The 26284-nt window shown below is 45.1% G+C and carries 24 protein-coding genes; 7 read left to right on the top strand and 17 right to left on the bottom strand.

Translation table 11 applies throughout. The features are described from left to right. Positions 1 to 11 precede the first annotated feature (11 nt). Positions 12 to 1730: a lysine--tRNA ligase gene (gene lysS, locus RLN88_RS09380; RefSeq protein ID WP_350221137.1), complete on the top strand. Its 1719-nt coding sequence runs from the start codon at positions 12 to 14 to the stop codon at positions 1728 to 1730. A 132-nt stretch (positions 1731 to 1862) separates the two neighbouring features. Here the strand turns inward: lysS and RLN88_RS09375 are convergent, their stop codons facing one another. The 5 genes from RLN88_RS09375 to RLN88_RS09355 all read right to left on the bottom strand — a co-directional run bounded on the left by RLN88_RS09375 (position 1863) and on the right by RLN88_RS09355 (position 6698). Then, the gene (locus RLN88_RS09375; protein WP_350221136.1) at positions 1863 to 2279 is read right to left on the bottom strand and encodes a DUF1801 domain-containing protein; all 417 of its coding nucleotides are present in this window, start codon (positions 2277 to 2279) and stop codon (positions 1863 to 1865) included. 81 nt (positions 2280 to 2360) lie between these two features. Continuing rightward, a complete protein-coding gene (locus RLN88_RS09370) occupies positions 2361 to 2738 on the bottom strand; it encodes a SnoaL-like domain-containing protein (protein ID WP_350221135.1) in 378 nt (125 codons plus the stop codon). A gap of 92 nt (positions 2739 to 2830) precedes the next feature. Further along, positions 2831 to 3970 (bottom strand): lycopene cyclase family protein, encoded by a 1140-nt coding sequence (locus RLN88_RS09365; RefSeq protein ID WP_350221134.1) that lies wholly within the window; start codon positions 3968 to 3970, stop codon positions 2831 to 2833. 71 nt (positions 3971 to 4041) lie between these two features. Next, the gene (locus RLN88_RS09360) at positions 4042 to 4290 is read right to left on the bottom strand and encodes a hypothetical protein (protein WP_350221133.1); all 249 of its coding nucleotides are present in this window, start codon (positions 4288 to 4290) and stop codon (positions 4042 to 4044) included. A 5-nt stretch (positions 4291 to 4295) separates the two neighbouring features. Then, a complete protein-coding gene (locus tag RLN88_RS09355) occupies positions 4296 to 6698 on the bottom strand; it encodes a TonB-dependent receptor (RefSeq protein ID WP_350221132.1) in 2403 nt (800 codons plus the stop codon). A gap of 242 nt (positions 6699 to 6940) precedes the next feature. Between RLN88_RS09355 and RLN88_RS09350 the strand changes: the two genes are divergently transcribed. Continuing rightward, positions 6941 to 7978 carry a sensor histidine kinase gene (locus RLN88_RS09350; protein WP_350221131.1) on the top strand — a complete coding sequence of 346 codons (1038 nt, stop codon included), beginning with the start codon at positions 6941 to 6943 and terminating at the stop codon, positions 7976 to 7978. Between the two features lie 212 nt (positions 7979 to 8190). Next, on the top strand, positions 8191 to 8952 hold the full coding sequence (locus RLN88_RS09345) for a LytR/AlgR family response regulator transcription factor (protein ID WP_350221130.1): 762 nt from the start codon (positions 8191 to 8193) through the stop codon (positions 8950 to 8952). A gap of 251 nt (positions 8953 to 9203) precedes the next feature. Here the strand turns inward: RLN88_RS09345 and RLN88_RS09340 are convergent, their stop codons facing one another. The 4 genes from RLN88_RS09340 to RLN88_RS09325 all read right to left on the bottom strand — a co-directional run bounded on the left by RLN88_RS09340 (position 9204) and on the right by RLN88_RS09325 (position 12368). Next, entirely contained in the window at positions 9204 to 10073 is an 870-nt protein-coding gene (locus RLN88_RS09340) for an SDR family oxidoreductase (RefSeq protein WP_350221129.1), read from the bottom strand. A 115-nt stretch (positions 10074 to 10188) separates the two neighbouring features. Continuing rightward, a complete protein-coding gene (locus tag RLN88_RS09335; protein WP_350221128.1) occupies positions 10189 to 10935 on the bottom strand; it encodes a LytR/AlgR family response regulator transcription factor in 747 nt (248 codons plus the stop codon). After that, a complete protein-coding gene (locus RLN88_RS09330; protein WP_350221127.1) occupies positions 10932 to 11945 on the bottom strand; it encodes a sensor histidine kinase in 1014 nt (337 codons plus the stop codon). The genes RLN88_RS09335 and RLN88_RS09330 overlap by 4 nt, the downstream gene beginning before the upstream one ends. 9 nt (positions 11946 to 11954) lie before the next feature. Then, positions 11955 to 12368, bottom strand: coding sequence for a hypothetical protein (locus RLN88_RS09325; protein ID WP_350221126.1), 414 nt, complete (start codon positions 12366 to 12368; stop codon positions 11955 to 11957). Positions 12369 to 12583: 215 nt separating this feature from the next. Between RLN88_RS09325 and RLN88_RS09320 the strand changes: the two genes are divergently transcribed. Genes RLN88_RS09320 through RLN88_RS09310 form a run of 3 tightly spaced genes read left to right on the top strand, consistent with a single transcriptional unit; the run spans position 12584 to position 15686 of the window. Continuing rightward, entirely contained in the window at positions 12584 to 12919 is a 336-nt protein-coding gene (locus RLN88_RS09320; protein ID WP_350221125.1) for a PadR family transcriptional regulator, read from the top strand. Positions 12920 to 12948: 29 nt separating this feature from the next. Further along, complete coding sequence (locus RLN88_RS09315; RefSeq protein WP_350221124.1) at positions 12949 to 15549, top strand: ABC transporter permease; 2601 nt, start codon at positions 12949 to 12951, stop codon at positions 15547 to 15549. Continuing rightward, entirely contained in the window at positions 15546 to 15686 is a 141-nt protein-coding gene (locus RLN88_RS09310; protein WP_350221123.1) for a hypothetical protein, read from the top strand. The genes RLN88_RS09315 and RLN88_RS09310 overlap by 4 nt, the downstream gene beginning before the upstream one ends. Here the strand turns inward: RLN88_RS09310 and RLN88_RS09305 are convergent. From RLN88_RS09305 to RLN88_RS09270, 8 genes are all read right to left on the bottom strand, one after another. Further along, positions 15683 to 16387 carry a DUF2490 domain-containing protein gene (locus tag RLN88_RS09305; protein WP_350221122.1) on the bottom strand — a complete coding sequence of 235 codons (705 nt, stop codon included), beginning with the start codon at positions 16385 to 16387 and terminating at the stop codon, positions 15683 to 15685. The genes RLN88_RS09310 and RLN88_RS09305 overlap by 4 nt on opposite strands. 98 nt (positions 16388 to 16485) lie before the next feature. Then, positions 16486 to 17124: a hypothetical protein gene (locus tag RLN88_RS09300; protein ID WP_350221121.1), complete on the bottom strand. Its 639-nt coding sequence runs from the start codon at positions 17122 to 17124 to the stop codon at positions 16486 to 16488. Positions 17125 to 17162: 38 nt separating this feature from the next. Beyond that, a complete protein-coding gene (locus RLN88_RS09295) occupies positions 17163 to 18593 on the bottom strand; it encodes a TolC family protein (protein ID WP_350221120.1) in 1431 nt (476 codons plus the stop codon). A 7-nt stretch (positions 18594 to 18600) separates the two neighbouring features. After that, the gene (locus tag RLN88_RS09290; RefSeq protein ID WP_350221119.1) at positions 18601 to 21843 is read right to left on the bottom strand and encodes an efflux RND transporter permease subunit; all 3243 of its coding nucleotides are present in this window, start codon (positions 21841 to 21843) and stop codon (positions 18601 to 18603) included. A 27-nt stretch (positions 21844 to 21870) separates the two neighbouring features. After that, positions 21871 to 22953: an efflux RND transporter periplasmic adaptor subunit gene (locus tag RLN88_RS09285; RefSeq protein ID WP_350221118.1), complete on the bottom strand. Its 1083-nt coding sequence runs from the start codon at positions 22951 to 22953 to the stop codon at positions 21871 to 21873. 113 nt (positions 22954 to 23066) lie between these two features. Continuing rightward, entirely contained in the window at positions 23067 to 23387 is a 321-nt protein-coding gene (locus tag RLN88_RS09280; RefSeq protein WP_350221117.1) for a hypothetical protein, read from the bottom strand. A 104-nt stretch (positions 23388 to 23491) separates the two neighbouring features. Then, positions 23492 to 24823 carry a pyridoxal phosphate-dependent decarboxylase family protein gene (locus tag RLN88_RS09275; RefSeq protein WP_350221116.1) on the bottom strand — a complete coding sequence of 444 codons (1332 nt, stop codon included), beginning with the start codon at positions 24821 to 24823 and terminating at the stop codon, positions 23492 to 23494. After that, positions 24820 to 25383, bottom strand: a complete 564-nt coding sequence (locus RLN88_RS09270; protein WP_350221115.1) for a nitroreductase family protein — start codon at positions 25381 to 25383, stop codon at positions 24820 to 24822. Before RLN88_RS09270 ends, RLN88_RS09275 begins: the two co-directional genes overlap by 4 nt. An 18-nt stretch (positions 25384 to 25401) precedes the next feature. Here RLN88_RS09270 and RLN88_RS09265 point away from each other — a divergent pair, with 18 nt between their 5' ends. After that, positions 25402 to 26265: an SDR family oxidoreductase gene (locus RLN88_RS09265; RefSeq protein ID WP_350221114.1), complete on the top strand. Its 864-nt coding sequence runs from the start codon at positions 25402 to 25404 to the stop codon at positions 26263 to 26265. Positions 26266 to 26284 lie beyond the last annotated feature (19 nt).

The following is a 26284-nucleotide window of genomic DNA, read 5'->3' as shown; positions in this document are numbered from 1 at the left end:
CAAGCAGGAAAATGCAGTTAAGCGAACAGGAAATTCAACGAAGAAAATCGAGGGAAGAATTGATGGCGATGGGGGTGGATCCGTACCCTGCCGAGTCATTTGAAGTGAATGTGACAACCAGGAAGATCAAAGAGAATTTTGAAAGTAAACCCGAAGATTTTAAAAATATTTCCATTGCCGGAAGGCTGATGAGCCGGCGGATTATGGGGTCCGCTTCATTTGCCGAAATCCAGGACTCTACCGGGCGAATCCAGATCTACATCAGGAGGGATGACATAGCCGAGGGTGACGACACCTCGCTCTACAATGACATCTTCAAAAAGAAGATGGACATTGGAGATATCATCGGGATCACAGGGTATGTCTTCAAGACAGAAGTAGGAGAAATTTCCATTCACGTGACTAGCCTGAAGCTGCTGACCAAATCCCTTCGGCCTTTGCCGATTGTGAAAGAAGCTACGGACGAGGAAGGAAACAAAAAGACCTATGATGCATTCAAAGACCCTGAGCAACGATACCGTCAGCGCTACCTGGATTTGATCGTGAACCCGGAAATCAGGGAAACATTCATCCAAAGAACAAAATTGGTGAATTCCATTCGGGAGTTTCTCGCCAGCAAGGGATATCTGGAGGTTGAAACGCCAATCCTGCAGCCATTGTATGGTGGTGCTGCGGCACGTCCGTTCAAGACGCACCACAATACGCTGGACATGACGCTCTATTTGCGAATTGCCAATGAACTGTACCTCAAAAGGCTGATTGTGGGTGGATATGATGGGGTATTTGAATTCGCCAAAGACTTCCGAAATGAAGGTATGAGCCGATTCCACAATCCAGAGTTTACCCAGGTGGAGCTTTACGTGGCTTACAAAGATTACAACTGGATGATGGACTTGATGGAGGCCATGATCGAGAAGGTGGCCATGGACTTGCACGGAGACACCAAAGTGCAGGTAGGTAAAAATGTGATCGACTTCCAGCGGCCATGGAAGCGATTCACCATGTTTGAAGCTATTGAGCATTTTACAGGAATTGACATTTCTGAAATGGATGAGGCGCAACTAAGAGATACTGCCAAAAAGCTGGAGGTGCCTTTGGATGAAACCATGGCTAAAGGAAAAATCATCGATGAAATCTTCGGTGAGAAGTGTGAGCCACTCCTGATCCAGCCGACCTTTATCACCGACTACCCCGTGGAGATGTCGCCGCTAACGAAGAAGCACCGCTCCAAAGAAGGATTGGTAGAACGCTTTGAGGCGATCTGCAATGGAAAGGAAATCATGAACTCCTACTCCGAGCTCAACGATCCGATAGATCAGCGGGAGCGCTTTGAGGAGCAGTTGGAGCTTGGAAAACGTGGCGATGATGAAGCGATGACGCTTGACGAAGACTTTCTCCGGGCACTGGAATTTGGCATGCCTCCTACGGCAGGAGTGGGGCTTGGTATTGATCGTTTGACAATGATCATGACCAACTCCAATTCGATTCAGGATGTGCTCTTCTTCCCTCAGATGCGACCGGAGGTGAAATCCAAAGCAGTGGAGCTTGAGGGCGATGAGAAGGCCGTATTCGAGATGCTGGAAAAAGCTGGAGGCATGGAACTAAACGCCCTCAAAGAGCAATCAGGCTTATCCAATAAAAAATGGGACAAAGCAATGAAGAAGCTCACTCAGGGGGGCTTTGCTAAGGTTAACAAGACGGATGCCGGCTTGCTGGTGGAGGTTGTTTAATAAAACCCACCCCTAACCCCCTGCAAGGAGGGGATTGTTCTACCAATGAGATAATTGATCTAGATCACATTATTCCCCCTTTGAAGGGGGTGCGATGGGAGTGTGTGATGGCAGGGGGATGTTAATATACTTTCACTCACCCAACCCCAACAGCGGCAAATGCTTCACTTTATGATAAGTCAAAGCCGCCTTGATGCACTCCTTCAGCTCCTTTTTCGGGATTTCATCATCCAGCTTGAAAACAATGGCTCTGGTATTCTCGTAATTGAATAAGTCACCATAAGCAAGCTGAAAGGAAGGCACCAATTTACTGGTACACTTAAAATACATTGCGTACTGATCAGGTGTTTTGGCTTTCCAATCGATGCGTATGGTGCTGCCATGCTTGGTGAGGTAGCTGGGTTCGCCCCATTTCAGTGCTTCTTCAAGGTCAGTGAGGCCGATCTCGTCAGCAGTTTCTAGGATCAGGGAGCGAAGATGACCGACCTTTTTTCTAGCCTGAGGAGGGTAGGTGGAGAATACGGATTGGATTTCAGGGCTTGAGGTCATGGATTATCAAAGATATGGGAGACTACAAAAACCGCCATCCCTGGCGGTTCGTGTCTTATGATTCATTTCACCCCCGCTGCATCAAGCAAACTCGGGCATATGCGTATAGAAGAATTGCTCCTTCACCACCTTTCCATCGTTCACTTCATACACACAGATCTCATCCATATGGATGGGATGATCCATGCCTTTCAGGGTCACTTTGGATTTCATGGTCATGGAGAAGAAATTCTCCGCAACGATGGGATCTGAAATTTCACTTTCGTGGAATTCTTCAACCATCCCATGCCACTCTTCCGCTTTTTTGGCAATGGCCTCCAGACCCTGCACTGTTCCCCAGGCACCACCTTCCGGCTCTATGCTTTTGATCTCAGGTGAATAAAACTTTTGGATGCACTCCTCCCACTTTCCCTCCTTGCACAGTGCCACAAATTCGCTGGCTACTTCTTGTGTTGTCATTTTTTTACTTTTAGTGTTAAACATGACTCAAAGAAATGCGCCGGAGTGACAACCCTATGTCACCCGGGTTTTTAGAAAAAATAAATATTTTTTTACTTCCAAAAAGTGGATAAGAACGCCTTCCAAAATTGCGGTCTGTTCAAAGAAAACATCACCTTTAAATCTTCGGAAAAGGAACTCTCCTCATCCAAAAACCGAAAGACCGATTGCATGGCAGGCTTGGTATAGAGCCGGGTGAAAATCTCTTCGCCCAGATCATTTCGGGAAGCCAGCACATTGAGGAAAATGGAATCATAGGTTCGGAAGCGGGAAGTGGCTATACCGTGCTCCGGCTTTCTTCCAAGTTTGATGTTCTCTACCATCATCGAAGAATATCGATCGGCATTTTTGAAGGAATACCCGGAAGAGGGGCGCACCCAGCCACCCGCCGTGCCTATTTTGGTCAGGTGTTTTTCATGATGCTTATGAAACGGGTAGTCCGACATGGGGATTTGTCCCTGCTCTACCTCAGTGATCTCATAGTTTTCAATTTTCAGGTAATCCTGAATATAGCAAGAGAGAAACTGATCGTATTCATCATTTTCCAGCATCGTGTCATTGAAGAGTGTAAACTCTACCAGTGCTTCATTTTCAGATATGGGGAGCACATAGGTGAAGCTTGTGCTATCCTTCCATTTCAGTCGGTAGTCCATCATGGTAAATGTACCCGGATCAAATTCCGGTTTTTCAGTCTTGATGAACCAGCCCTTGAAGTGCTGAATCAGCGAGTGATAGCGATCTTTCACCTGATTAAATTCTTTCGGGATTCGGCTGTCAAACAGGTGGTTTGCAAAGTAGGTGTCCCTGATGGTGGTTATTTCTTGTCCTGCTACGTTGGTCACCGCTTCTTTCACCCAAACTACATGGCGAGCCCGAAGGATTTGCTCTTTGGCATAGGTATAAAATTGGGCCGAACGAACCATTTTGTATCGGTAAGGGGTCAGGTCAAAATCGATCGTTTCCTTTCTGTTGATAAAAAGCCCCCTGGGCCAGGTGTGAGTGGACAGCTCATCCCAGAGTGTCACACCTTTTTCCCAAAAGCACCAGGTTCGGTCATTTGCATCTTTGGTATCCGGCTCAAGGACAAGGATGGTTTTCTCATTGAAAAATGGATCGGCAATCATCTTCAACAGTAGCTGAAGGCCGGCAGCTCCGGCACCCACAATGGCGTAATCGTATTGCTTCTGATCCATGGTGGATAAAGATAAGAGCCCCGCACGAAACGAGGCTCCTATCTCACCCAAACTACTACCTAATAGCTGCTCTAATGGTTCATTTCCCGGCATACATACCCCAGAAGCTCCAGGGTATCCTCAATTTCCTGAGGTGCAAGATTATCCGTCACCTCAATTTTCAACACCCGCTCCCAGTCTTCCAGGTCCACCACCCATCTTTTTATCTGCTCATATTCATCCAAATGTCGTCGGATGGATTTTAGGTCATCTTCATTTTTAAGGGAAGTCTTGAAAATCATGAATTTCGTTTCGATGTGTTCTGAGATGAGTACTGCCATAGTTTTTAAAATTGAATTCGATACATCAAGTCAGGGAAGAATCCGATCTGCTCTACTACATTGATTCTATCTGTTACAGGATTATATCTTCGTATAAACTCGTTCTTTCTGTTGGTCACGTTCTGAAAATCCACGAAAAATTGGTGAGAAACTTTTGGCCTGTTGAGCCTCACACCCACCTTCATGTCCCATCGGAAGTACTCGTCATAGCGCTGGCTGAATGCCACATCTTCCATACGTACTTCCCGTCCCAGATTGTCTCTGGTTGCAGTCAGATCAATCGGTGTATAAGGACGCCCACCAGAGGTGGTCAGCTTGGTATCAAATGTCCAGGCGTTTTGCTTATTGGCACCAAACTTCCATTCTTTTCCGAAAAGTACATTCAGCACGTAGTTGTTGTTAAAAACCGTGTTTCGCTGAATTCCGTCGCTACCCTCATATTGAGAATCGAAAATGGAGGTAGTCAAAAGCATATAGTAGTTTCTGCTGAAGAATTTCTCAAGCGTAGCTTCCACACCGTAGTTGAAGCCTGTTCCATCATTGACCAGCGAGCCTTTTTCTTCAAAGATGAAGTCATTGCCCTCGTTCAGTACCGAATAGCTGGAAGGAGTCTGCTCCACCGGCACGTCAAATACTTTTTGATAATAAACTTCGGTCTTTAGCCTCCAGTCCGGGGCAAGATTTCTATCCATGCCGAGAACAAAGTGATGTGCTTTCATGAATCCAAGGTTGTCATTGGTACGCTCTGTTGTGCCGGGAGAAACCTCTTCCTGATAGAACAGAATAGGAGCGGGAATAGCCTGGCCGTGCAATCCATATGCAATGCTCCATCGCTGAATTGGAGTCTGCTGCCAGCTGATGGCTGCCCTTGGCTCAAGGATGAAATCATCCATGAATTCATGGTACTGGGCATGTAATCCGAAAGTGGTAGACAGGTTATCCGTGAGTTTATACTCTGCCTGACCATAGGTCTGTAGCAGGCTGTAAGACTCATCCACGTCGGTAGAAGTGAGGAAGTAATCTGGTACACCATCGTTGTTATTGTCAGGGATAGACACCCGATCATCACGATCTTCCACAAAGAATTTGAGATCATATATTTCATTTAGAATGCCTGCTCGCATGCTCCATCTTGCATTGAACTTCGTGTTGAGTGTGGTGGTGGCGGTATACCTATTTTCCCTGTTTCGAACATTAGTCGCTCGGTATTTTCCAATCAGTTCATCGTTTGCATCCAGCATCCGGTTGTCCTGCTCATATTGATTGTAGTTGGTGGATGCACCGAATGAGGTTTTCAAATATGTATTCTGAGAAAGCCGAAGGGTGTGTGCCAATCCGATAAGGCCGAGTTCATTTTCTACAAAGGCATCCTGCGATGGGTCTGCAAAGAGATCATTCTCGTCAATTTCATCTCCCAGAAAATCGATGCTACTTTTCCCACCCAGGCCAAAAAGTTCGAATCTGCCGATTTTAGTATCGCCAAGGTTGGCTTTGAAGGAGAGGTCTTGATAGTATGGGATGGCTGAGGTGCCCGTTGCTGCCAGGCTTGCAATCCCGTATCGGTAGGAGGTTACAAATGATGAGTTGTTTTTTTTGCTGATGGGCCCTTCGGCCATAAACTCCAGCCCGCTGAATGCAGACATCTGTCCCGTAAACTCAAACTTATCAGTATTCCCATTTCTAAAAAACACATCAAAAACTGCTGCATTGGCATTGCCATACTCTGCAGGAAAAGCCCCTGTGAGAAAGTCTGAGGTTCGGAGCAGGTTGGTGTTCAGTGCGTTGACGGGCCCACCCGTAGTACCCTGCGTGGCAAAGTGATTTGTGGTGGCAATTGGAATACCTTCTATTCTCCACAGTAGTCCAATCGGGGAATTGCCCCGCACCACAATATCGTTTCTTGCATCGTTGGTGGCATTTACCCCGGCAAAGGAAGTGGCCAGTTTTGCTACATCGTTTCTGCCTCCTGAGAACCGGGTCACTTCTTCCAAACTAAAGGTTCGGGCGCTTACTTTTGCCAGATCATTGATTGGCAAATCCTTATCGGCAGAAGCAGTTACCACTACTTCCTCCAGTTTCTCCACCGACTCCTCCAGCAGTACTCTGAGTATGACCTCTTTTCCCGAAGTGACCAATACATTTGGAAGTGTTATGCTTTTATATCCGATATAGGTCACGGCAAAGGTCTGTCTGCCAACGGGCACATTTTCAATTCGGAATTCTCCATTGACATCCGCCACAGCGCCCTGAATGGGATCCGACCCAACCAGCTGGATGGTGGCTCCAATGAGTGCGTATTCGGCTTGAGCATCAAGAATAATTCCCTTTACTGTTTGATTCTGAGCAAAACTGACGATGGATGTGAGAATTCCCAGAATCGTAATTAGGATAGCTTTTGATCGTTTCATTGTTTGTGAGTGTTGATTTTGATGCTAACCTACGACCAACCTCCTGCCATAGAAACGCAAAGCATTGCCAGCTCCTGTTTTAGTCAGTTGAAACAGCAGTTTAGTAGTATGAATTGTTTTTTGGGTGAATTGAGCCGGCATCTGGTTTCAATGGGGATTTCACATGCTTCACTATACAGATTGGCTGTTTCATGCTCATTTCAGATTTTTCAAACTGGTGATAAGCCTATATTTATGGGAGAATGAAGCTGAAAGAACTACATATCAGATGGATTGGCATCTTTCTGGTGGCCATACTAGCTACGCTGAATGATGGTGATGATCACATGGCAGAAACGCCATTGTGGTTTCACTACGCTGTTTCCCTGTGTTTTACAGCAGTATATTGGAATGGTGCTTGTGCCATCATTTTCTTTTTCAGGAGAAAATTCCCAGAGATCAGCCGGACAAAACGAAGGCTCTCGCTCACAGCTTTGAGTGTCATCATCTGGATGTCCATCGGGGGCATTCCACTCAAAATCATTTTTGATTTCGTCTCCTGGAAGGACCTGATGACCATGGAGGAGCATGTTAGGTACATTCCCTTCAATTTTGTCGTGGCGGCAGTAGTTTCCCTTTCGTATGAAGCGTTCTATTTTTTTGAGAAGTGGAAGGAGCAATTTTTTCTTTACGAGCAGTTAAAAAACCAGCAGATCAGGACACAGTACGAGGTACTCCAAAACCAGATGAGCCCCCATTTTCTGTTCAACAGTTTGAATACGCTTACTTCAATCATCCCTGAGGATCCAAATGCGGCTGTGGCTTTTACCGAGAAGCTTTCTGAGGTCTATCGATATATTTTGCACAATAAGGATCGGGAGCTGGTGCGGCTGGATGAGGAGCTGGATTTTGTGAAATCATACCTGTTTTTGCTGAGGATGCGCTACCCGGACAATCTGACATTTGATTTTAAGGTAGATGATAAATACCTCCAACTGACCATTCCGCCATTGACTCTTCAGATGCTGATAGAAAATGCCATAAAGCACAATGTGGTGTCCAAAGCAAAGCCCCTTCATATAGCTGTTTATATTGAAAACGGTAAGTCGGTGATTGTAAAAAACAACCTCCAGCCGAAGGATTCCCTGGAGAAATCGACCAAAACCGGACTGGTCAATATCCGGGAAAGATACCGGATTATGGGGGGCAAGGAGATTGATGTGATCACCAGCGCAACCAACTTTATGGTGGCTGTCCCGCTGATAGATTTGCTGGAAGAAAAAGATCTCAAACTCGCATGAAATGAGCATAATTGAGAAACACCAACCCCGTGGATAAATATACTTATGCGAATTCCATGTGTGCCTTTTGAAAATTAAACCTTTACACATGAAATGTCCATAAAGCGAGCTATACCAACCGAAGATGAATATCCGGGTAAAAATCTCGACTTGATGCAGGTTCAAGCTAGCCGGACATTCCATGTGGCCTTTAAAAAACAAATTATATACACATGAAAGTCCTGATCATTGAAGACGAAGCACCGGCATTTAGAAGGCTGCAAAAAATTCTGCTGGAGATAGACCCAACCATCGAAATAGTGGAGGTGCTGGACACGGTAGAGGATACCGTGAAATGGCTGTCCAATCATCAGGCTCCAGATCTGGCACTCATGGATATTCAGATCAGCGATGGGATCAGTTTTCAGATTTTTGATAAAATTGATGTGAAGTGTCCGGTCATCTTCACCACCGCATTTGATGAATACCTGCTCAAGGCGTTCAAAGTCAATAGCATTGATTATTTGCTAAAGCCGATAAAAAAGGAGGAGCTCAAAAGCGCCCTCACCAAGTATCAATCCCTACAGAGGTCGTTTTCAAACGACGGATTTGATATGGCGGCTCTCCTGAGCCAGATTAGTCTGAATGAAACCACCTATAAAAGTCGGTTTTTGGTGAAGCAGGGAGACAAAATGCTGGCCATACGCACAGAAGATATTGTATGCTTCCACAGTAGGCATGGGGTGGTTCATATTGCTACGAATAGTGGCAAGACCTACCTTTCGGATTTTACCCTGGATGAGCTTTCCGAGCAATTGAACCCGAAATATTTCTATCGGGCCAATCGTCAATTCATTCTGAATGCGGATTTTATAACTACTGTCCATAAGCACTTCAAGGGAAAACTATTAGTAGAGCTCAGTCATTTTTCTGAAGAGCAAATTTTAGTCAGTAGCGAAAAAGCCACTGCCTTTAAGCAGTGGCTGGATCAGTAATTTAACTTAACGTGAGTTCGGGATAAGAACTCCAAATTCCATTCAAAAATGACACAAATAGTCTCCTCTTGGGAGGAGGGAGAGGTGGGTTAGTTAAACTGGTCATTTTTGAATGAAATTTGATAAAAAAGAATTTTTTTTCTTTCAAACCCACCGCTGCGGCGGACCGTCCCAACCCCTCCAAGGAGGGGATTTTAGGCGTTTTTCTTTTTACCCTCATCTCGAACCAGGTTAATTTAGTTTGTAATACTTTATTGTACGTTGAGCATCCCGTCTATCTGGAAATTGCCGTAGATGCCTTTCGTCAATTCCTCTAGTTGATCATTGTATGGCTTAATGGGATCACCCATGCCCATATAATCTACTGGGGTTCTGAAAGGTTTTTGTCCCTTTGGAGCTTCGATGAGGCCCAAAATCGCATCAGCTACTTTTTGAGGATTCTGTGCATCGTTTTGAGCGAGTGCTTCACCAAAACCTTCACCCATTTGTTGCGGCATGTTCATAAAATCTCCATAGGCTTCATTTCTACTGCTATCGCTAGGCTGTATCAGGTTGCCAAAAAAGGTAGTTTCAAAACCACCCGGCTCCACAATTGCGTTTTCAATACCAAATCGGGAAAGTTCCACCCGGTAGTTTTCAGCCATTGCCTCCAGTGCCCATTTCGAAGCATTGTATGGTCCATAAAAAGGAAGTGCGATTCTCCCAAGCAGACTTGAAATATAAATAATGAGACCCGAGTGCTGAGACCTCAGGTGAGGCAATACAGCTCTGTTTACTCGCTGCACGCCATACACATTTACATCAAACAATTTATGCCAATCCTCTATGGTGAAATGCTCCTGCATGCCGGAAACACCAACACCCGCATTATTCACAACTACATCAAGTCCACCCAGTTGTTCAATTGCCTCCTTTACACCACCATTCACACTTTCGTCAGAAGTTACATCGATTTCCACTACCACTGCACCCAAAGATCTTAGTGCCTCAGCAGTTTCTTTGTTTTTACCATTTATTCCTCTCATGGAAGCCGCTACCTGATGTCCGGCATTCAGGAGGGTTTCGACGGTCAGTTTCCCAAATCCTCCATTGGATCCGGTGATCAATACTTTCTTAGCCATTTTGTTAAATTTTTAGTTGAAGATGCAAGAAAAACTCTTCTTCGAAATAGAAAGTTCTTAGCAGTGTGTTATTAAAACATAACCTGAAAGTGGAACTTTTTCACTTGAAGCTGAGCTACCGATCAAGCCATGACTTGAATGTCTTCACCTTTTCCCTGCTAACAATTACATGCTCTTTGAAAGCAGGGGAGAGGGAGAGTAACAGTCGGTTGTTAAAATATGAGTCGATAGATGTGATGCACTTGTCACAAATGATCATATGTCTGTTGACACGGAAAAATCTGATAGGGTCAATGTGCTTCTCCACATCATCGAGCGAATGATCTATGATGTGAGAATCACCGGAAGTGGTTTTGATATATGAGGTGCTGGATTCACTGTAGAAGTAGGCAATGTCTTCAATGGAAAGGGACAAGTATTTCAGTCCGGTTTTTACCAGAAATTTCTGCTTATACGGGGTTTGAATCTGGGATTTGAGTTCTCCAATTACATCACTTAGATTATTCTGTCCCCGCACCTTTTTCAGTTTCTCCACAGCTTGAACGAGCTTCTCTGGTTGTACCGGTTTCAATAGATAGTCGACACTATTGTACTTGAATGCATCCAATACATACTTGTCAAAAGCCGTGGTGAAGATAACCTGAGGGTAGGTGCTCAGCGATTCCAGCACATCAAATCCTGTCCCATCACCCAATTGGATGTCAAGGAAAATAAGATCGGGAGATTCATTTTCCTGAAACCAGGCAATCGCTGATTTGACAGATTGAATTGATTTGATAACCTCAATGGACGTATGCTTACCGACCAGGTTTTTCAGGCGGTCAGCTGTTAGTTGTTCGTCTTCTATGATTACCGCATTCATGTAGTTGACAAAGGTAGCCTCACCTGAAATGTTTCATCATTGTCAGTGATCTCAAGTGCTCTCCCTACGGACAGTGAAAGCCGGTTAGACAAATTCTTGAGGCCAATCTTGGTTCCTGAAGTCAGCATTTCCTTTTTTCTTTTCTCATTCGTCACTACGATGGCCTTCTCATCGTCATTGGTGATCACGATCTCAAGTGGCTCTTCTACCGAAAAATTGTTGTGCTTTACGGCATTCTCTACCAAAATCTGAATGGACATAGGTGGTAGTTTTAGAGACATATTCTCCATCCTGATTTCTTTTTTCACCTCAATCGCAGACTGATGTCGCATCTTCAATAGGAAAATGTAGCTGTCCAGAAAGTCCAGTTCTTCTTTCAGGGTCACCTCACTTTTTTCATCATTTTCCAAAATGTATCGGTACATGTCTGAGAGCTTGGAGATGAATTTCACAGCTTTTTCAGAATCGTGCTCAACGAGTGAGGTAAGTACGCTAAAGCTGTTGAAAAGAAAATGTGGGTTTACCTGGTTCTTCAGGCTTTCCAGCTTCGCAGCGGCCAGTTCTTTTTGAATGAGTTCTTTCTCCCGCGCCGTTCGGATAGCATTTTTCACGTAAAGATTAATGATCTCATAGGCTATGATGAGCAGGCCGATGACAAATCCTTGCGCAGTATTGAGCAGAAAGTGGCCATGATCATGCATGTCGCAGCAGACTATGTATTCCAGAATGCCATCATATATCCAAGCAAAAAGAAATACCAAAGGCAACACGATGAGTGTTGCCTTTGTAGAAATAACATACAGGCCCTTATTGGAACTGATGCTGGTTTTTGCTCGCTGGATATAGCGAGCCACTATTTCCCATAGCAAGAAAATGACAATGATGGTATAGCATAGCGATATCCAGGTGCTCCTGTCCCACAGGGTAAATTGTTCAACTGTGGTATCCCTGGTCAACTTGAAGAACAAGAAGACAAGGATTGAAATAACTAACCTATACCAGTATTTCATTGAGCTAATTTACTTCCCATCTTTGGATGCTACAGCTTGCGCTGCTACAACATTGAAGGAAAGTGTGGTGCCAGTCACTTTTTGTGTGCCGTTGCTTCTGGCGGAAACGGTCGTAGTATACTGGCCTGCTTCCACCTCATTAGCAGATACGGTCACGGTGTAGTGATCTTTATTCTCCGGATCTTGAGCTACTTCAAATGCCAATGCCGAGCTGCTCATCAGGCTTGGAGCCATAAATTCCGCACGCTTTGCGAATCGTGACCGCACGATCCAAAGATCGAAAGTGGTTTCAGAGCCAGAATCAACATGAATCATATACTCCTGGGCATAGATTTTAGCTCCTTTTTCTGGGGCATCAAAATTTTGTCCATAAGAAAGAGTGCCAATAAGGAGAAGAGTGAGTAGTGCCAAGTGCTTTTTCATGATTGTATTTTTTTGATTTACATACAAATGACACGAGCAGTAAAGGCATTCGGAATGCAATTCCTATTGAACCAAAGGAAAAACTTATTGAACCGGCATTTTGGGTGGTTGAGTCGATGAAGTTTTTTTTATACAAAACATGAAAAAATAAAACTATTATGATAGTGCTACGTTTTCATTTTTCATACATTTGGTGAATATATAAGAACTACCCAATGAAAGGAACCAACCTTGGAGAATTTGAAGAGATCGTATTGCTGACCATTGCCTCGCTAATGGAGGAAGCTTATAGTGTAAACATCGTGGACGAAATCACGGAGGTGACCGGCCGAAAGACGAAGCTTGGTGTAGTGCATGCGGTGCTCAATCGTTTGGAGAAGAAAGGACTAATAACCTCCGAACTGGGTGAGCCTACCAAAGAAAGAGGAGGAAGGAGGAAACGTTTTTTTCAGGTTTCTCATGCTGGCAAAGTTGCACTTATGAAAGCCAAAGAACAGCGAGATAGACTATGGAGCAACATTCCTGAACTTGTTTTTCAAGGCATCCGATGAGCAGATCAAGGCAAACACCACCTCGGTGGATGGATTGGCTGATAGAACTCTATTGCAGCAAGGAAGTCTTGGAAGACTTGCAAGGAGATCTCCATGAGTACTATTCCAGAAATTTGGAAAAGAGCCGTTTCCGAGCGGATCTGGTCTTCTTTCTGGATGTGATCAAATTCTGCAGACTTTACACGATTCGAAAACCCAAAATACTAGGACAAATGACTTTTTTCAATCTAATGGGCAACTACTTCAAGACATCAGCGAGAAGCCTTGCCCGCAACAAACTTTTCTCCGCTATCAACATCATCGGACTGGCGATTTCCATGTCGATAGGCATATTGATGATCACCTACATTAGTGAGCTATTGAGCTTCGACACATTCCATGAAAAAAAGGATAGGATTTATCGGGTGCAAACTAATTACAAAAGCATCTCATCCGATGATCCGTATGATCTGGCTTCCACGTCAGTATTTGTTGGAAAGAAATTGAAGGAAGAGTATTCGGGATTTGAAAAAGTCCTTCTTATGAGGAGAAACTTTAGCGCTGATCTGAACAAAGGTGAAAACAATATCTCGGTAAGTGGGCTATATGCTTCTCAGGAGTTCTTTGATGTATTCTCGTTCAATCTCGTTTCTGGTAATCCCTCAACCGCCCTAGTTCAACCTCATTCGATTATTCTTACTCAAAAGACTGCAAAGAAGCTTTTTGATGATAAGGAAGCAGTGGGACAGGTGGTTACCTCCGAGGAGGACACGTATACTGTCACAGGTATAGTGGAGGATCTGCCCACCAACTCCCATATTCAATTTGAGGCATTGGTTTCATTTATCACCCTGGAAAATCAGTTTGCAGGAGACGAAAATTCTACATTTTTCGAATGGAGAAGTGTGTGGATGAATTACGTGTATATCCTACTTCCTGAAGATCAGAGCCCCGAGGTGATCAATGCATACTTACGGGAGATTGCCAGCACAGAAAACCTTAAAACCGATAGGTTTGTGATCAATCATACCCTCGAAAGCCTTGGTAGTATTGTTCCGGGGGATGAACTATCCAATCAAATAGGGCCGAGTATGTCGTGGAAAGGTATATATCAGTTGACTTTGCTGACCTTATTTGTCATAGTATCAGCCTGCTTTAATTATACCAATCTCTCAATCGCAAGATCACTGAGACGAGCAAAAGAAGTGGGAGTGAGGAAAGTAGTAGGTGCGGGAAGGAGACAAATCCTGACTCAATTTGTTTTTGAAGCCATCATTGTGGCATTGATCTCGGTGGCTATTGCCTATGGGTTATTTCTTCTGGTCAAGCCTTTCTTCCTGCAAATGATGGACAATCAGGAAATTGTTACGCTTGACTTCCAATGGATACATGTTTTATACTTTATCGCTTTTGCTTTCTTCATTGGGCTTGTTGCTGGAATATTACCATCATCAGTTTTGGCGAAGCTTAAAGCCATATCCATTTTCAGAGATGCATCTTCGGTTAAATTGATCAAAGGGATCAATCTAAGGAAGGTGTTGATCGTACTGCAATTCACCACCTCAATATTTCTGATTGTTGGGTCTACCATCGCTTATAGACAGTACAAGTTTGCACTCAATTTTGATCTGGGATTTAAAACCGACAATGTTTTGAATGTTTCATTGAAGGGTAATGACCCGAAATTATTGATTCCGGAGATTGAAAAATTGCCGGAAGTCAAAAAAATATCCAGGTCAGGGATGATCCCAAACACGGGGGAAATCTGGGGTGAAGAGGTTAAGTATAAAGACCCTCTGGACTCGGCAAATGTCTATGTGAATTTTGTAGATAAGAACTATTTCGACACGCATGAATTCACATTTATAGCCGGGGGATCGTTTCCTTATGATCAAGAAGAAGGTGACGCAAAGTTTGTCGTCATTGACGAGCTCTTACTCGAACGATTCAACTTTGAAAGTCCGCAGAGTGCCCTTGGCGAGGTACTAACGCTGGATAGAAGGTTGGAAGATCTGAAGGTTGAAATTGTAGGGGTGGTTAAGCAATTTCAGTATGCAAAAATCCACGATGAGCCAGAGCCAGTAGCAATCATTCAAGGTACACCGGATGACTATATGCATCTTAATCTGGTTGTGAGCACCGATGATGCAATTGCTCTGATGGATAAATTAGAAGATATCTGGACAGATATAGACAAATTACACCCTTTTGAAGCCAGGTTTTACGATGAGCTCATACAGGAAGCTTATGAAGATCAGGCGGTGCTGTTTAAGATTTTTGGATTCCTGGCCTTTCTGGCAATTTCAATTGCTTCCATGGGCTTGCTAGGCATGGCAGTATTTACCACAGAAACACGTCAGAAAGAGATCAGCGTAAGGAAGGTGCTTGGTGCGAGCAAGCAAAATCTGATGTATATCCTATCCAAGAGTTTCATTGTATTGCTGATCATTTCTGCGCTTATAGCAATGCCGTTGAGCTACCTGTTTTTCACGGAAATGGTGATGGCGGATTTTGTGAATAGAATCACAATCGGTCCGGTAGAACTCCTGTCAGGGGTTTTTGTGGTGTTTGCGATTGGGCTTCTTACCATTAGCTGGCAGACAGGAAAAGCCGCCCGAACCAATCCTGCGGAGATGCTGAGAAATGAATGATTGATGTGATCTTGCTATTTTTCTGCTATGAACAGAGACGAGCAGCCGGTGTGGAAATGCTGGGAGTGGATATGACGGAACACATCAACCACATCATAGACGTGCTAAAGAAGAATAGGGAAGAGTTGGGAATTTAAAAATCATACTGCACCGTCACCTGAAAGGTAGGATGGCGCTCCACAATTCCATTGGCACTGGCATGCTGGTGCAGGTAAGCCAGCTGCACATTTCCTTGTTTGATGTTTCGTCCAAGCCCAACATAAATCCAGTTCTGATTATAAGAGGCCTGCTTAAACTTCTTGTCCATTGATACCCACAGCTCATCAAATGCCTGGATGAAATACTTTTCACTGATCGGTTGTCTAATGGTAAGCCGGTACCGAAAGCGGTTGCTAAAATTGTGACCATTGACCTCAAATTCGCCGGGTGACATTTCCACTAGGTTTCCCTGATAGCGATGCTCCATCCGATAGCGGTGGGAGAGGCTTGTTTTGTTTAGGGTCTGGTTTACCGTCACCTGCTCCCAGAAGTTGTGCTCGGGCTGTGCAATAGGTAGCGGGTATTTGCCATACGGCTGGGTATTTATGTAGGAGTATCCTGCTGAGTAAATCACACTCTCACCTGGCATGAAATTCACAAACGGCCTCAGGATGAATTGTTTTTTCTCACTGATAAATTCAGTCTGGCGAATATGCAATTCATTCCCTACCGTCCATTGTTCATTGATTTTGTAGTGGTTTAAGAGCAAAAACCAAAATTCTGAATCGCCGTGAGTTTCCTGGGCATCAAGAGCATTCAGGGAAGTAAGCGCGGCAATCAGAAGGATTATTTTTTTCATCCCCCAAAACTAAGAAAGGATAGCACACTGCAAAAAGTAAAAAAATAGGCCGCCCACCCCCGAAGGGGCAGACAGCCCTGCTCACGAACTAACCTAACCTAATCTTTCAGCTTCAGTATCTGGTCTATCTCTTTGATCATCTTGTCAATGGTAATGACATACTCCACAGGAGTGATCGATTTGTTTTTGGATAAACTATCCATCTCTTCGAAAACCCGCCTTTCGATGGCCAACTGCACCGTATCTGAATCCCAAAAACCATCGTGGAAGAGCATCGCATTTTTGATGTGTAGTTGGGCATATTTCAGCGCTATGTTGGCATTGTCCATGTTGTTGGTTTCTGCATACATCTCTGATACCTCCAGCTCCGCTCTGGCCAGATTGTCAAGCGCATATTCAAAGGTCTGGGACATATCTATTCCCTCCAGAGAGTCGGTAAGCATGGCATGGTGGATTATTTCCAGGTCTTTGATCGCTCGCTCCAGTTTAGCAAAGCTGGCATCATCTACATCTTGCTCTATTTTCCAGATCGACTCTATGGCCTTTTCCAGATTGTGAGCACTTTGCTTCATCTTGTCCGCATCTGCATAGTAGGCCACATTTCTAAGGTACAAATCCGGCATTTCTGCGGTGGTATTCAACGTTGGGTGCTTTTCGACATACTTTTCTTCTTGTGAAAGAAGGATGATCAGAAACAGGGTGATTACCCCGATTATTACATAAACTATCTTTTTCATAATTGATAAATTTTAATTTGTCTTTTGACGTGAGGGTGTTACTTCCACCCTCCACCTAATGCTCTATAGATGTCAACCATGGCATGCATCTGATGCATTTTGGTCTCAATCAATTCAAAGCGGGTTTCAAGTGCGTCTCGCTGAGTGAGAAGCACTTCCATGTAATCAGCTCGGGCTGACTTAAAAAGCGTATTCGATATTTCGATAGACTCATTCAGTGCCTGCACTTGCTGAGCCTTCAAATCGTAACTGCTCTGAAGATTGCTAAGATTAGATAGCTGATTGGCTACCTCTATGTATGCGTTCAAAATCGTTTGTTCGTAATTCACCACCGATTGAAGCTGCCGGGCATTGGCATTGTAATACATCGCCTTTATGGCGTTTCGGTTTACTAAAGGCCCTACAATGTCTCCACCGAACGAATAAATCAGCGATTCGGGAGTGCCCACCAGATGCGTCGCATTATAGGATTGGTACCCCAATCCCGCCACAATTCCCAGTGATGGATAGAAGGTGGCTTTTGCCACTTTCACGTCCAGCCTAGCCGCTTCTACTTCCAGCTCCGCCTGGCGAATATCCGGGCGGTTTTCCAGTAGTTGCATCGGGATGCCAGCCTGTATCGAATCGGGTGCCATCTCATTGAAAATGCTGGGATCCCTTGGAATCGGCTGAGGAAATCTTCCCAGAAGGAAATTGAGACGATTTTCCGTCTCTATGATCTCCTGCTGGATTCGATATTGAAGGCTCCTGGTGTCCAGCACCTGAGCTTCAAATCGTCTTACCGCCAGTTCAGTGACCTTGGCCGATTGCTTCTGTAGCCGTACAATATTAAGCGCATCATTCTGAATGCCAATGTTCTGCCGGATGATGGCTAATTGGTTATCCAGGGCCAGCAGCTCGTAATAGGAATTGGCGATCTCGGCAATCAGATTGGTCACCAGGAAGTTTCTTCCTTCCTGGGTGGCCAGGTACCGCATCAAAGCGGATTTTTTGGCGTTTCGCAATTTCTTCCACACGTCTAGCTCCCAGGAAGCACTTGCGCCAAAAGTCAGGTCGCTCAATGGCTCGGGAAACTCCTTGTCCGGCTCTATCTCCGTGTTTGCCTCCAGTGCCCCGTTCCGAGTATACCTGCCCACTTTGTCTACTCTGGCACCAGCGCCCACATCTACAAATGGAAGGTATTCTCCTTTTCGGGCCCTTACCTCATTTTTCACCATCTCTATTTCCTGAAAGAAAATCTTCAGCTCCTGGTTATTATCTAATGCTGTGTCAATCAACGCCACCAGATTTTGATCCTTGAAATACTGTTTCCAGTTCGTACTTGCTGAATTCAAGGTATCACTGCTCGATAGATAGTGATCCGGTGTGCTGGTGTCGGCATCCCGCACGGAAAGTTTAGGTGCGCACGAGTGTATGGCGATGGCCATCAGAACCATCAACAACGCTTTATTTAAAATTTTTGTCATCATTGGTCTGTTACTTTTTGCCTTCATCTTTTTTCTTCTTCTCAGTTTCATCCTGCATCTGCTGGAGCATTTTATCACGCTCCTCCATGGTGTGTACATATTCCTCAGAGAATGGCTCATCATGCTCGCCGCTTACCAATTGTCGGCCTTCTTTCAAGCTTCCGAAAATGTAGTACAGCCCGGGGATGATGAGTACACCGAAGAGGGTGCCAATCAGCATGCCTCCAAGTGCTGATCCTCCGATGGTTTTGTTTCCCACTGCTCCGGCACCATGCGATAGTACCAATGGGATCAATCCGGCAATAAATGCGAATGAAGTCATCAGAATAGGTCTGAACCGAACTTTGGCACCTTCGATGGCAGCTTCCAGTACCGTAGATCCTGCCCTGTGCTTCTGCACGGCGAACTCAACGATCAGCACCGCATTTTTACCAAGCAAACCCACCAGCATGATTAATCCTACCTGTGCATATACATCATTGGCCAGCCCCATAATCTTGAGCATGAAAAACGACCCGAAAACACCGACCGGAAGGGATAGAATTACCGCCAGAGGCAAAAGGAAACTCTCATACTGCCCGGCGAGCACCAGGTACACGAAGATGATTACAATGATGAAAATGAATAGTGCTTCATTCCCTCTTCGCGACTCATCATAAGATAAATCCTCAAAAGCTATGTCATACCCTCTTGGAAGTGTGCTGGCAGCTACCTCACGAATAGCAGCAATGGCATCACCTGTTGTGTAACCTTCCGCAGGCAGCCCCCGGATGGAGGCTGAGTTGTACAGGTTGAACCGGGTGATCTCGTTTGGTCCCTGTCTCTTCTTCACTTCCATGAAGGAAGAATATGGAACCATCTCCCCATGCTCATTTTTCACAAACAGATCCTCCAGATCGGAAGGGTACCTTCGATATTCTGGCCCGGCCTGAACGTATACCTTAAAGAATCTACCAAAGCGAATAAAGCCCTGCTCATAGGTACTGCCAATCATGATGTTGAGGTTTTCCATAGCATCACCTATGGTTACTCCTTTTTGCATGGCTTTTTTATTATCGATTATTAGTTCATACTGAGGATAATTGGCCGCAAAAAAGGTGAAGAGACCGGTGATTTCAGGGCGCTCACGCAAGGCGTCCATAAATTGGTCATTGATCCTTCCAAACTCGTGATAGTCTACCTCATCGCTTTTGGTTTTGTCCAGCATCCTCATGGAAAAGCCGCCGGAAGTGCCAAATCCCGGAACAGCCGGTGGCTCAAAGAACTCTACAATGGCTCCCAGATTATGGGTTTTTTCCTCCAGTTCTTCCATGATTTCATGCACCGAGTGCTTTCTATCAGACCAGTTTTTTAGGTTGATCAGACAGGTGCCAGCGTTTGATCCACGACCTTCTGTCATAATCTCATAGCCGGCCAGCGCAGATACCGATTCGATACCTTCAATTTCTTCGCAGATCATCTGAAGTTCCCTGGAAAGTTGATTTGTACGCTCAAGCGTAGCTCCAGGGGGTGTCTGTATGATGGCGTAAATGGTTCCCTGATCTTCGTTTGGAATAAAGCCGGATGGCAAGGACTGGTTCTCAAGGTAAACCCCCACAGCAAAAACAAACAGAACACCCCATGTGACCACCTTTCGGTTCACAATCAGTTTGAGTAGGCCAACATATTTGCCGGTCACCTTTTCAAAACCACTATTGAAGCTGTGAAGAAGCTTATCCAGGATGTTCCTTCTTTTCGGTTTGCCATGATTATTCTTCAAAAGCATGGCGCACAGGACCGGAGTAAGCGTAAGGGCAACCACGGCAGAAAGGATGATGGAGCTTGCCATGGTAATTGAAAACTGCCGATAGAACGTACCGACCGGACCACTCATAAAGGTGATGGGAAGAAACACGGACGTCATCACGAGGGTGATGGCGATGATTGCCCCACTGATTTCACCCATGACCAGTTTTACTGCATTATAGGGAGAGATATTGAGCTCTTCCATTTTAGCATGAACCGCTTCAACCACCACAATCGCATCATCTACTACAATGCCAATGGCGAGCACCAGCGCAAAAAGCGTAATCAAATTGATGGAAAGGCCGAATAACTGAAGGATGAAGAATGCTCCAATTAACGATACGGGCACGGCCAAGATGGGGATCAGGGTAGATCGCCAGTCGCCCAGGAAGATGAAAACCACCAGGGCCACCAGAATAAATGCATCCCGAAGCGTATGGGTTACTTGTTCGATGGATGCATCGAGAAAGCTGGAGACGTCATAACTAATTTTGTAATCCATTCCAGGAGGGAATTCTTCCTCCATTTCATTCAGTTTCGATTTCACTTCCTCAATTACCGTTGAGGCGTTGCTGCCCACATTTTGTTTTAGGACAATGGAAGCGGCAGGATAACCATCGAGGTTGGAATAGATATCGAAGAACTCACTGCCCAGCTCTACCTCAGCGATATCTTTGAGATAAATGATCTCACCCTCTTCATTTGCCCTCACTATGATGTCTTCATACTGCTCCGGCTTATTGTATCGGTCCTGATATGCCAGTACGTATTCCAGCGATTGCGCCTGTTTCCCTGAGCTTTGTCCCAACCTTCCGGGACGTGCCAGTATGCTTTGCTCAAGCATGGATTCCATGACTTCTTCTGCTGAGATGCTATACGCTCTCATTCGGTCCGGCTTTAGCCATATTCGCATGGCATATTGTCTACTACCAAGTATTTGTGCTCTCGCAATTCCGGGTATCCGCTGGATTTCCTGGATCATGTGCACATTGGCATAGTTGTAAAGGAATTTTTCATCGGCATCTTCATCCGTGCTGTAAAGGTTTACATACATCAGCATGCTGGGCTGGATGGGGGTGATGATCACACCTTCTCTTTGTACAAGTGGGGGTAGAAGAGGCATCACCTGATCTACCCGGGTTTTTACCCGAACAACTGCGAGGTTAGGGTCTGTGCCGGGCTCAAATATGACCCTGATAGTGGCCTCTCCGGCACTGGTAGCATCCGAGGAGATGTAGCGCATGTCTTGCACCCCATTGATAGCCTGCTCCAAAGGTATCAGGGTAGAATTGACTAAAACCTCTGCATTGGATCCCGGATAGGCAATGAAGATGTTGACGACTGTGGGTGCTATTTCCGGAAATTGGGAAATAGGTAAAGTCTTAATCGCGAGACTTCCAGTAAATAGTAGTACGACCGAAATGACAATAGCCAGTACTGGTCTATGTATGATTCTGCTGAAAAACATAATTTCTTAGTTTTAAGGTGAAGGATGCTACTCAGCGTGAAGCTCAAGATGCTCGAGTACATATTCAGGCTTTTGAAAATCAGGTATGATTTTCTCACCTTCTTTCACCTTACGCAAGCCTTCCAGCAGAATGACGTCTGATTCTTTCAGTCCGGATTTCACTTCATAGAGATGCGTAAGTTCTGCACCGACTTTAATGTGTCGGGTGCGGATCACATTTTCTTTATCCAGCACAAATACATATCGCTGATCAAGGATCTCAAACGTTGCTTTCTGAGGGATCAGCAGTGCGTTTTTCAAGGGTTTCTCCACCAGGATATTTCCGGTCTCGCCATGCCTAAGTAGCCCTTTAGGATTTGGGAAAGTAGCACGGAAAGCAATATTTCCGGTCTCGCTATTGAAGTCCGCCTCAATGGTTGTGACTTTGCCGGGGTATTCAAAAGGCTTCAGGTTTGCCATTTGAAGGGTCACGTTGATCACACTGTCTTTCTTGACATTGGATTGATATTCCAGGTATTCTGCTTCTGGCACATTGAAATACACCCACATCTCATGATTATCTGAAAGGGTGGACAATAGCTCTCCTTCTTCTACCAAACTCCCAAGACGCACATGGAAGTGATCCATAATGCCGTCAAAAGGAGCTCTCACTTGTGTGAAGTCCAGATGAACCTGAGCCAGGGATAATTCTGCTTTGGCTTTATCAAGTTTGGCTTTAGCCAGTGCAAGTTCATTGGGTGCCACCACATTCGTCTCTGCCAGCCTTTTGGTGTTTTGATATTCAATTTCTGCGAAATTGGCCTCTGCTTCTGCACGTTCAAGTTCTGCCTGGTATAGCCTTGGCATAATTTGGAACATGAGTTGGCCTTTCTTTATGAATTGGCCCTCGTCTACATAGATTTTTTCCATGTATCCAGTCTCCATAGCCCGTAGCTCTATGTGCTGGGCAGAATGAATCTGACAAACATAAACCTTAGTGGTGAGAGTGTCTTTTCTGATTGGGTTTGTAACCGGAAATGTCGATACCGATTCGTGGTTTTCTTTATGTGATTCACAGCTTGTGCTGTACATCAGTATGCACAGGCCTGCTATTTTTAGGATTGCTTTCATAACGAAAAATTCGTGAGCCAGGTGATAGTCACCTGAATTGTTAAAAAAATGATGAGAGGAGGAGCAATGTGTGCTCCAGGGGGAAGTTTGTCCCGAAGAGAATCAGGACAGTTTTAGCAATCCAACTTGAGTTTCTGGTACAGAATGTAAAGTTTCTCGGAATCCTTTTTGATGACGGCATAGGAGGAAGATCCTACTTTTTGGAAGCCACAGTTAAGATCTGGGACAATATTATAGGCCTCCGACACCAGGTCATCGTCCCATCCGTCCAGCTCTTTTTCGGTTTCTTTCTCGCTCTTTTCTCCATCAGCCTCTTTTTCCGTGCTGATTTCGATCGGGTCTTCTATATCTGCGAGAAGCTGACTCCATATCGTGCCAGTGGTCGTAAAGACCAGGGCAAGGGCTAGAATGATATGAAGATTTCTTTTAAGCATGGACTTTTGTCAAAATCAATTCGAATTTAAACATGATTACCAACCACAAATTGAAATGACAGATTTTTTTTACTAACCAGCCAAAACTGTAGACGAAATGGTCTTTACGAAATGGATTTTAGCAACCGATTCCATATTTCATCCATCCAGTTTTGGTGTTCAGGCTTCATCAATGACGACCTCAGGCAAACCAGGTATTCGGAATCAACCTCAAATGGCGGGTCGATGAGTTTGGAGGTGGGGTATTTGTAAAGTGAAAGGTACAATTTGTTTTTTTCCGCACGTACGAAAAAACCCTTCGCTTGCTCACTCATCTCGCTGGTCTTTGATCCGGCAATGGCCCAGGCCACAATGTCTGTTTCAGGCTTTACGATAGGGTAGAATGACTCACTTTTGATCAGTCTATGATATAAATCGAGAGCGGCATCCCTGGATTTGGATAGATCCTTTGAAAATTCCCCATTCTGAACCGGAGGCAGCAACTGATGTGTAGCCCAAAGTGCAACCGCTGATGCGCCGGCCCTGGAGCATTCCAGGCTAATTTCACCCAGATGAAGCTCGTCTGAGATGAAATAGGTGTATGGCGAATCATGGATATAGTACTGGGCCACTTCAGGATTTTTGAAAAGGACACACCCACATCCATACGGCTGTAGCCCCTGTTTGTGCGGGTCAATGACGATGCTGTCAGCCTGATCGATCATAGCATATTTTCGGAGCGCGCTTTCTTCCAGATTCTTTAGCAGCTTGAAATAACCGCCATATGCCGCATCCACATGGATTCGGAAATCATACTTCTTTTTGAGTTCAAGCAGCTCAGGAAGCGGGTCTACGGAACCCAGGCCGGTGGTGCCCATGGTGCACACCACCGTGCCGACCCCACCTTTCTTTAGAATGCTTTCCAAATCCTCCAGATCCATGATTCCCTGTGAGTCTGTTTTTACTTTGGTGAATGGAAGCTTCAAAACCTCGGAGATTCGCTCATGCGTGTAATGCGCCTGATCTGATGCCACAATTATTTTGTTGGTGTGAATTTGGCCGGCCACCCATAGGGCCTCCAGGTTGGCCATGGTGCCCCCCCCTGTCAAGTGCCCCAAATGAGTATCCCAGCCAAACATCTTGGCCAAATCAGCGACGACCGCTTTTTCCATCGGCGAGCTGGCTTTACTGCCGTCCATGGCGTGATTGTTTGGATTGATCCACATGGCCAGCATGTAGGCAGCCTTGGCAATGGGGTGAGGCGGCTTTAGCATCTGCCCGGCAAAAAGCGGATGAAAGTAGGGATAGTTGTCCTGCATTCGCTCAGCCACTTTCAGGATCACCTCCTCCATTCTTTTTGAGTCGAATGAATGATTCAGGTCTGGCAGGTCGAAACCGGATTCCAGTTTTTCAAGGGCTTTGGCCAGGAGTGCTATTGATTCTTTTTCCAGCTTCATTGTTCAATCCATTCCACTTTATCTTCTACCTTTTTCTTCTGGATAATTCTATCAGAAGGTTCGCAATATCCGATATAAAAAAAACCAATGCACGTTTCATTTTCTGTTAGCGGCACATGTTCGCCCAGAAATTGGCACAATGCCGGAGTACTCCAGTAGCCTCCCAATCCGTATTGATCTAAAGAAATCCAGATATTTTGGACAGCACATGCCACGGCGGCTACTTCTTCCCATTCCGGCACTCGCTGGGCAGGATCCCGATGAAGGATAATAGCCAGCACTGCCCCGGCTAATCCGGGATTTGATCTTATCTTTTCCATCTTTTCCGGTGTGGCATCCAGGGTGATTTCTTCATGTTTTTTTGCGAGAAATTCACCAAGCTTCTTTCGGGACTCTCCAGTGAAAACTTTGAAGCGCCATGGTTCCGTAAGTTTATGGGTAGGGGCATGGTTCGCATTGAGAAGCAGCTCCTGAAGGATTTCCTTCGGGACTGGCTTATCCATATATTGCATGGGATAAACTGATTTTCGCTTGCGTATGGTCTCGTTTATTTTACTCACTAAATCAATCGATTAAGAATGGCTAAATCTAAAAACATATTAATCACCGGGGCATCCACCGGCATTGGATATGATCTGGCAAAGGTATTTGTTGGTAATGGTTATACCGTATTCGGGAGCGTAAGAAAACAGAAAGATGCGGACAGGCTTCTCGAGGATTTGGGTGAGTCGTTTAGGCCTTTGTTGTTTGATGTAACAGATCATGAGGCCATAGATCAGGCCGCAGCTCAGCTTGAGAAGGAAATAGGGGATCAGGGACTGGCCGGTCTGATCAATAATGCAGGAATTGCTCTTGGTGGCCCGTTTGTTGATTTGAAAATAGATGAATATCGCTATCAGTTTGAGGTAAATGTGTTTGGCTTGATCAAAGTGACCCAGGCATTTCTTCCTTTGCTTGGAGCCAAGGAAACCCCATCATTCGATCCTGGAAGGATTGTTCAGATTTCCTCCATAGCCGGAAAGCACGGAATGCCATTTATGTCACCCTATTCCGGGTCTAAACATGCGTTGGAAGGAATTACGGAGAGCTTAAGAAAGGAGCTGTTGTTTTATGGAATCGATGTGATTCTCATTGAACCGGGACCGATCAAAACACCAATCTGGGAAAAGGGAGCTTCGGAAGCTGTGGAAGAGCGATTCAAGAAATCTGTTTTCTATCCTGCCTTGCAAACGTTTCAGAAGAGGTTTGTAGCTAAGGCAGTAAAAGATGCCTGGACTTCCGAGCGTGCTGCCAGGATCATTTTCAACGCCTTTGAGGCTTCCAGGCCAAAGACCCGGTATCTGATCGTGCCGGGCAAATTTAAGAATTGGACGCTACCCCGATTGATGCCTACACGAACGGTGGATAAATTTCTGGGAAAAGCCCTCGGATTGATGAAATAACTTCCTTCGAAAGCCTTTA

Origin of the sequence: Ekhidna sp. (genome assembly GCF_040223195.1) — a bacterium.
Lineage (GTDB): Bacteria > Bacteroidota > Bacteroidia > Cytophagales > Cyclobacteriaceae > Ekhidna.
Note: the sequence above shows the minus strand (reverse complement) of the source record. Positions and strands in the feature narration are given on the sequence as shown.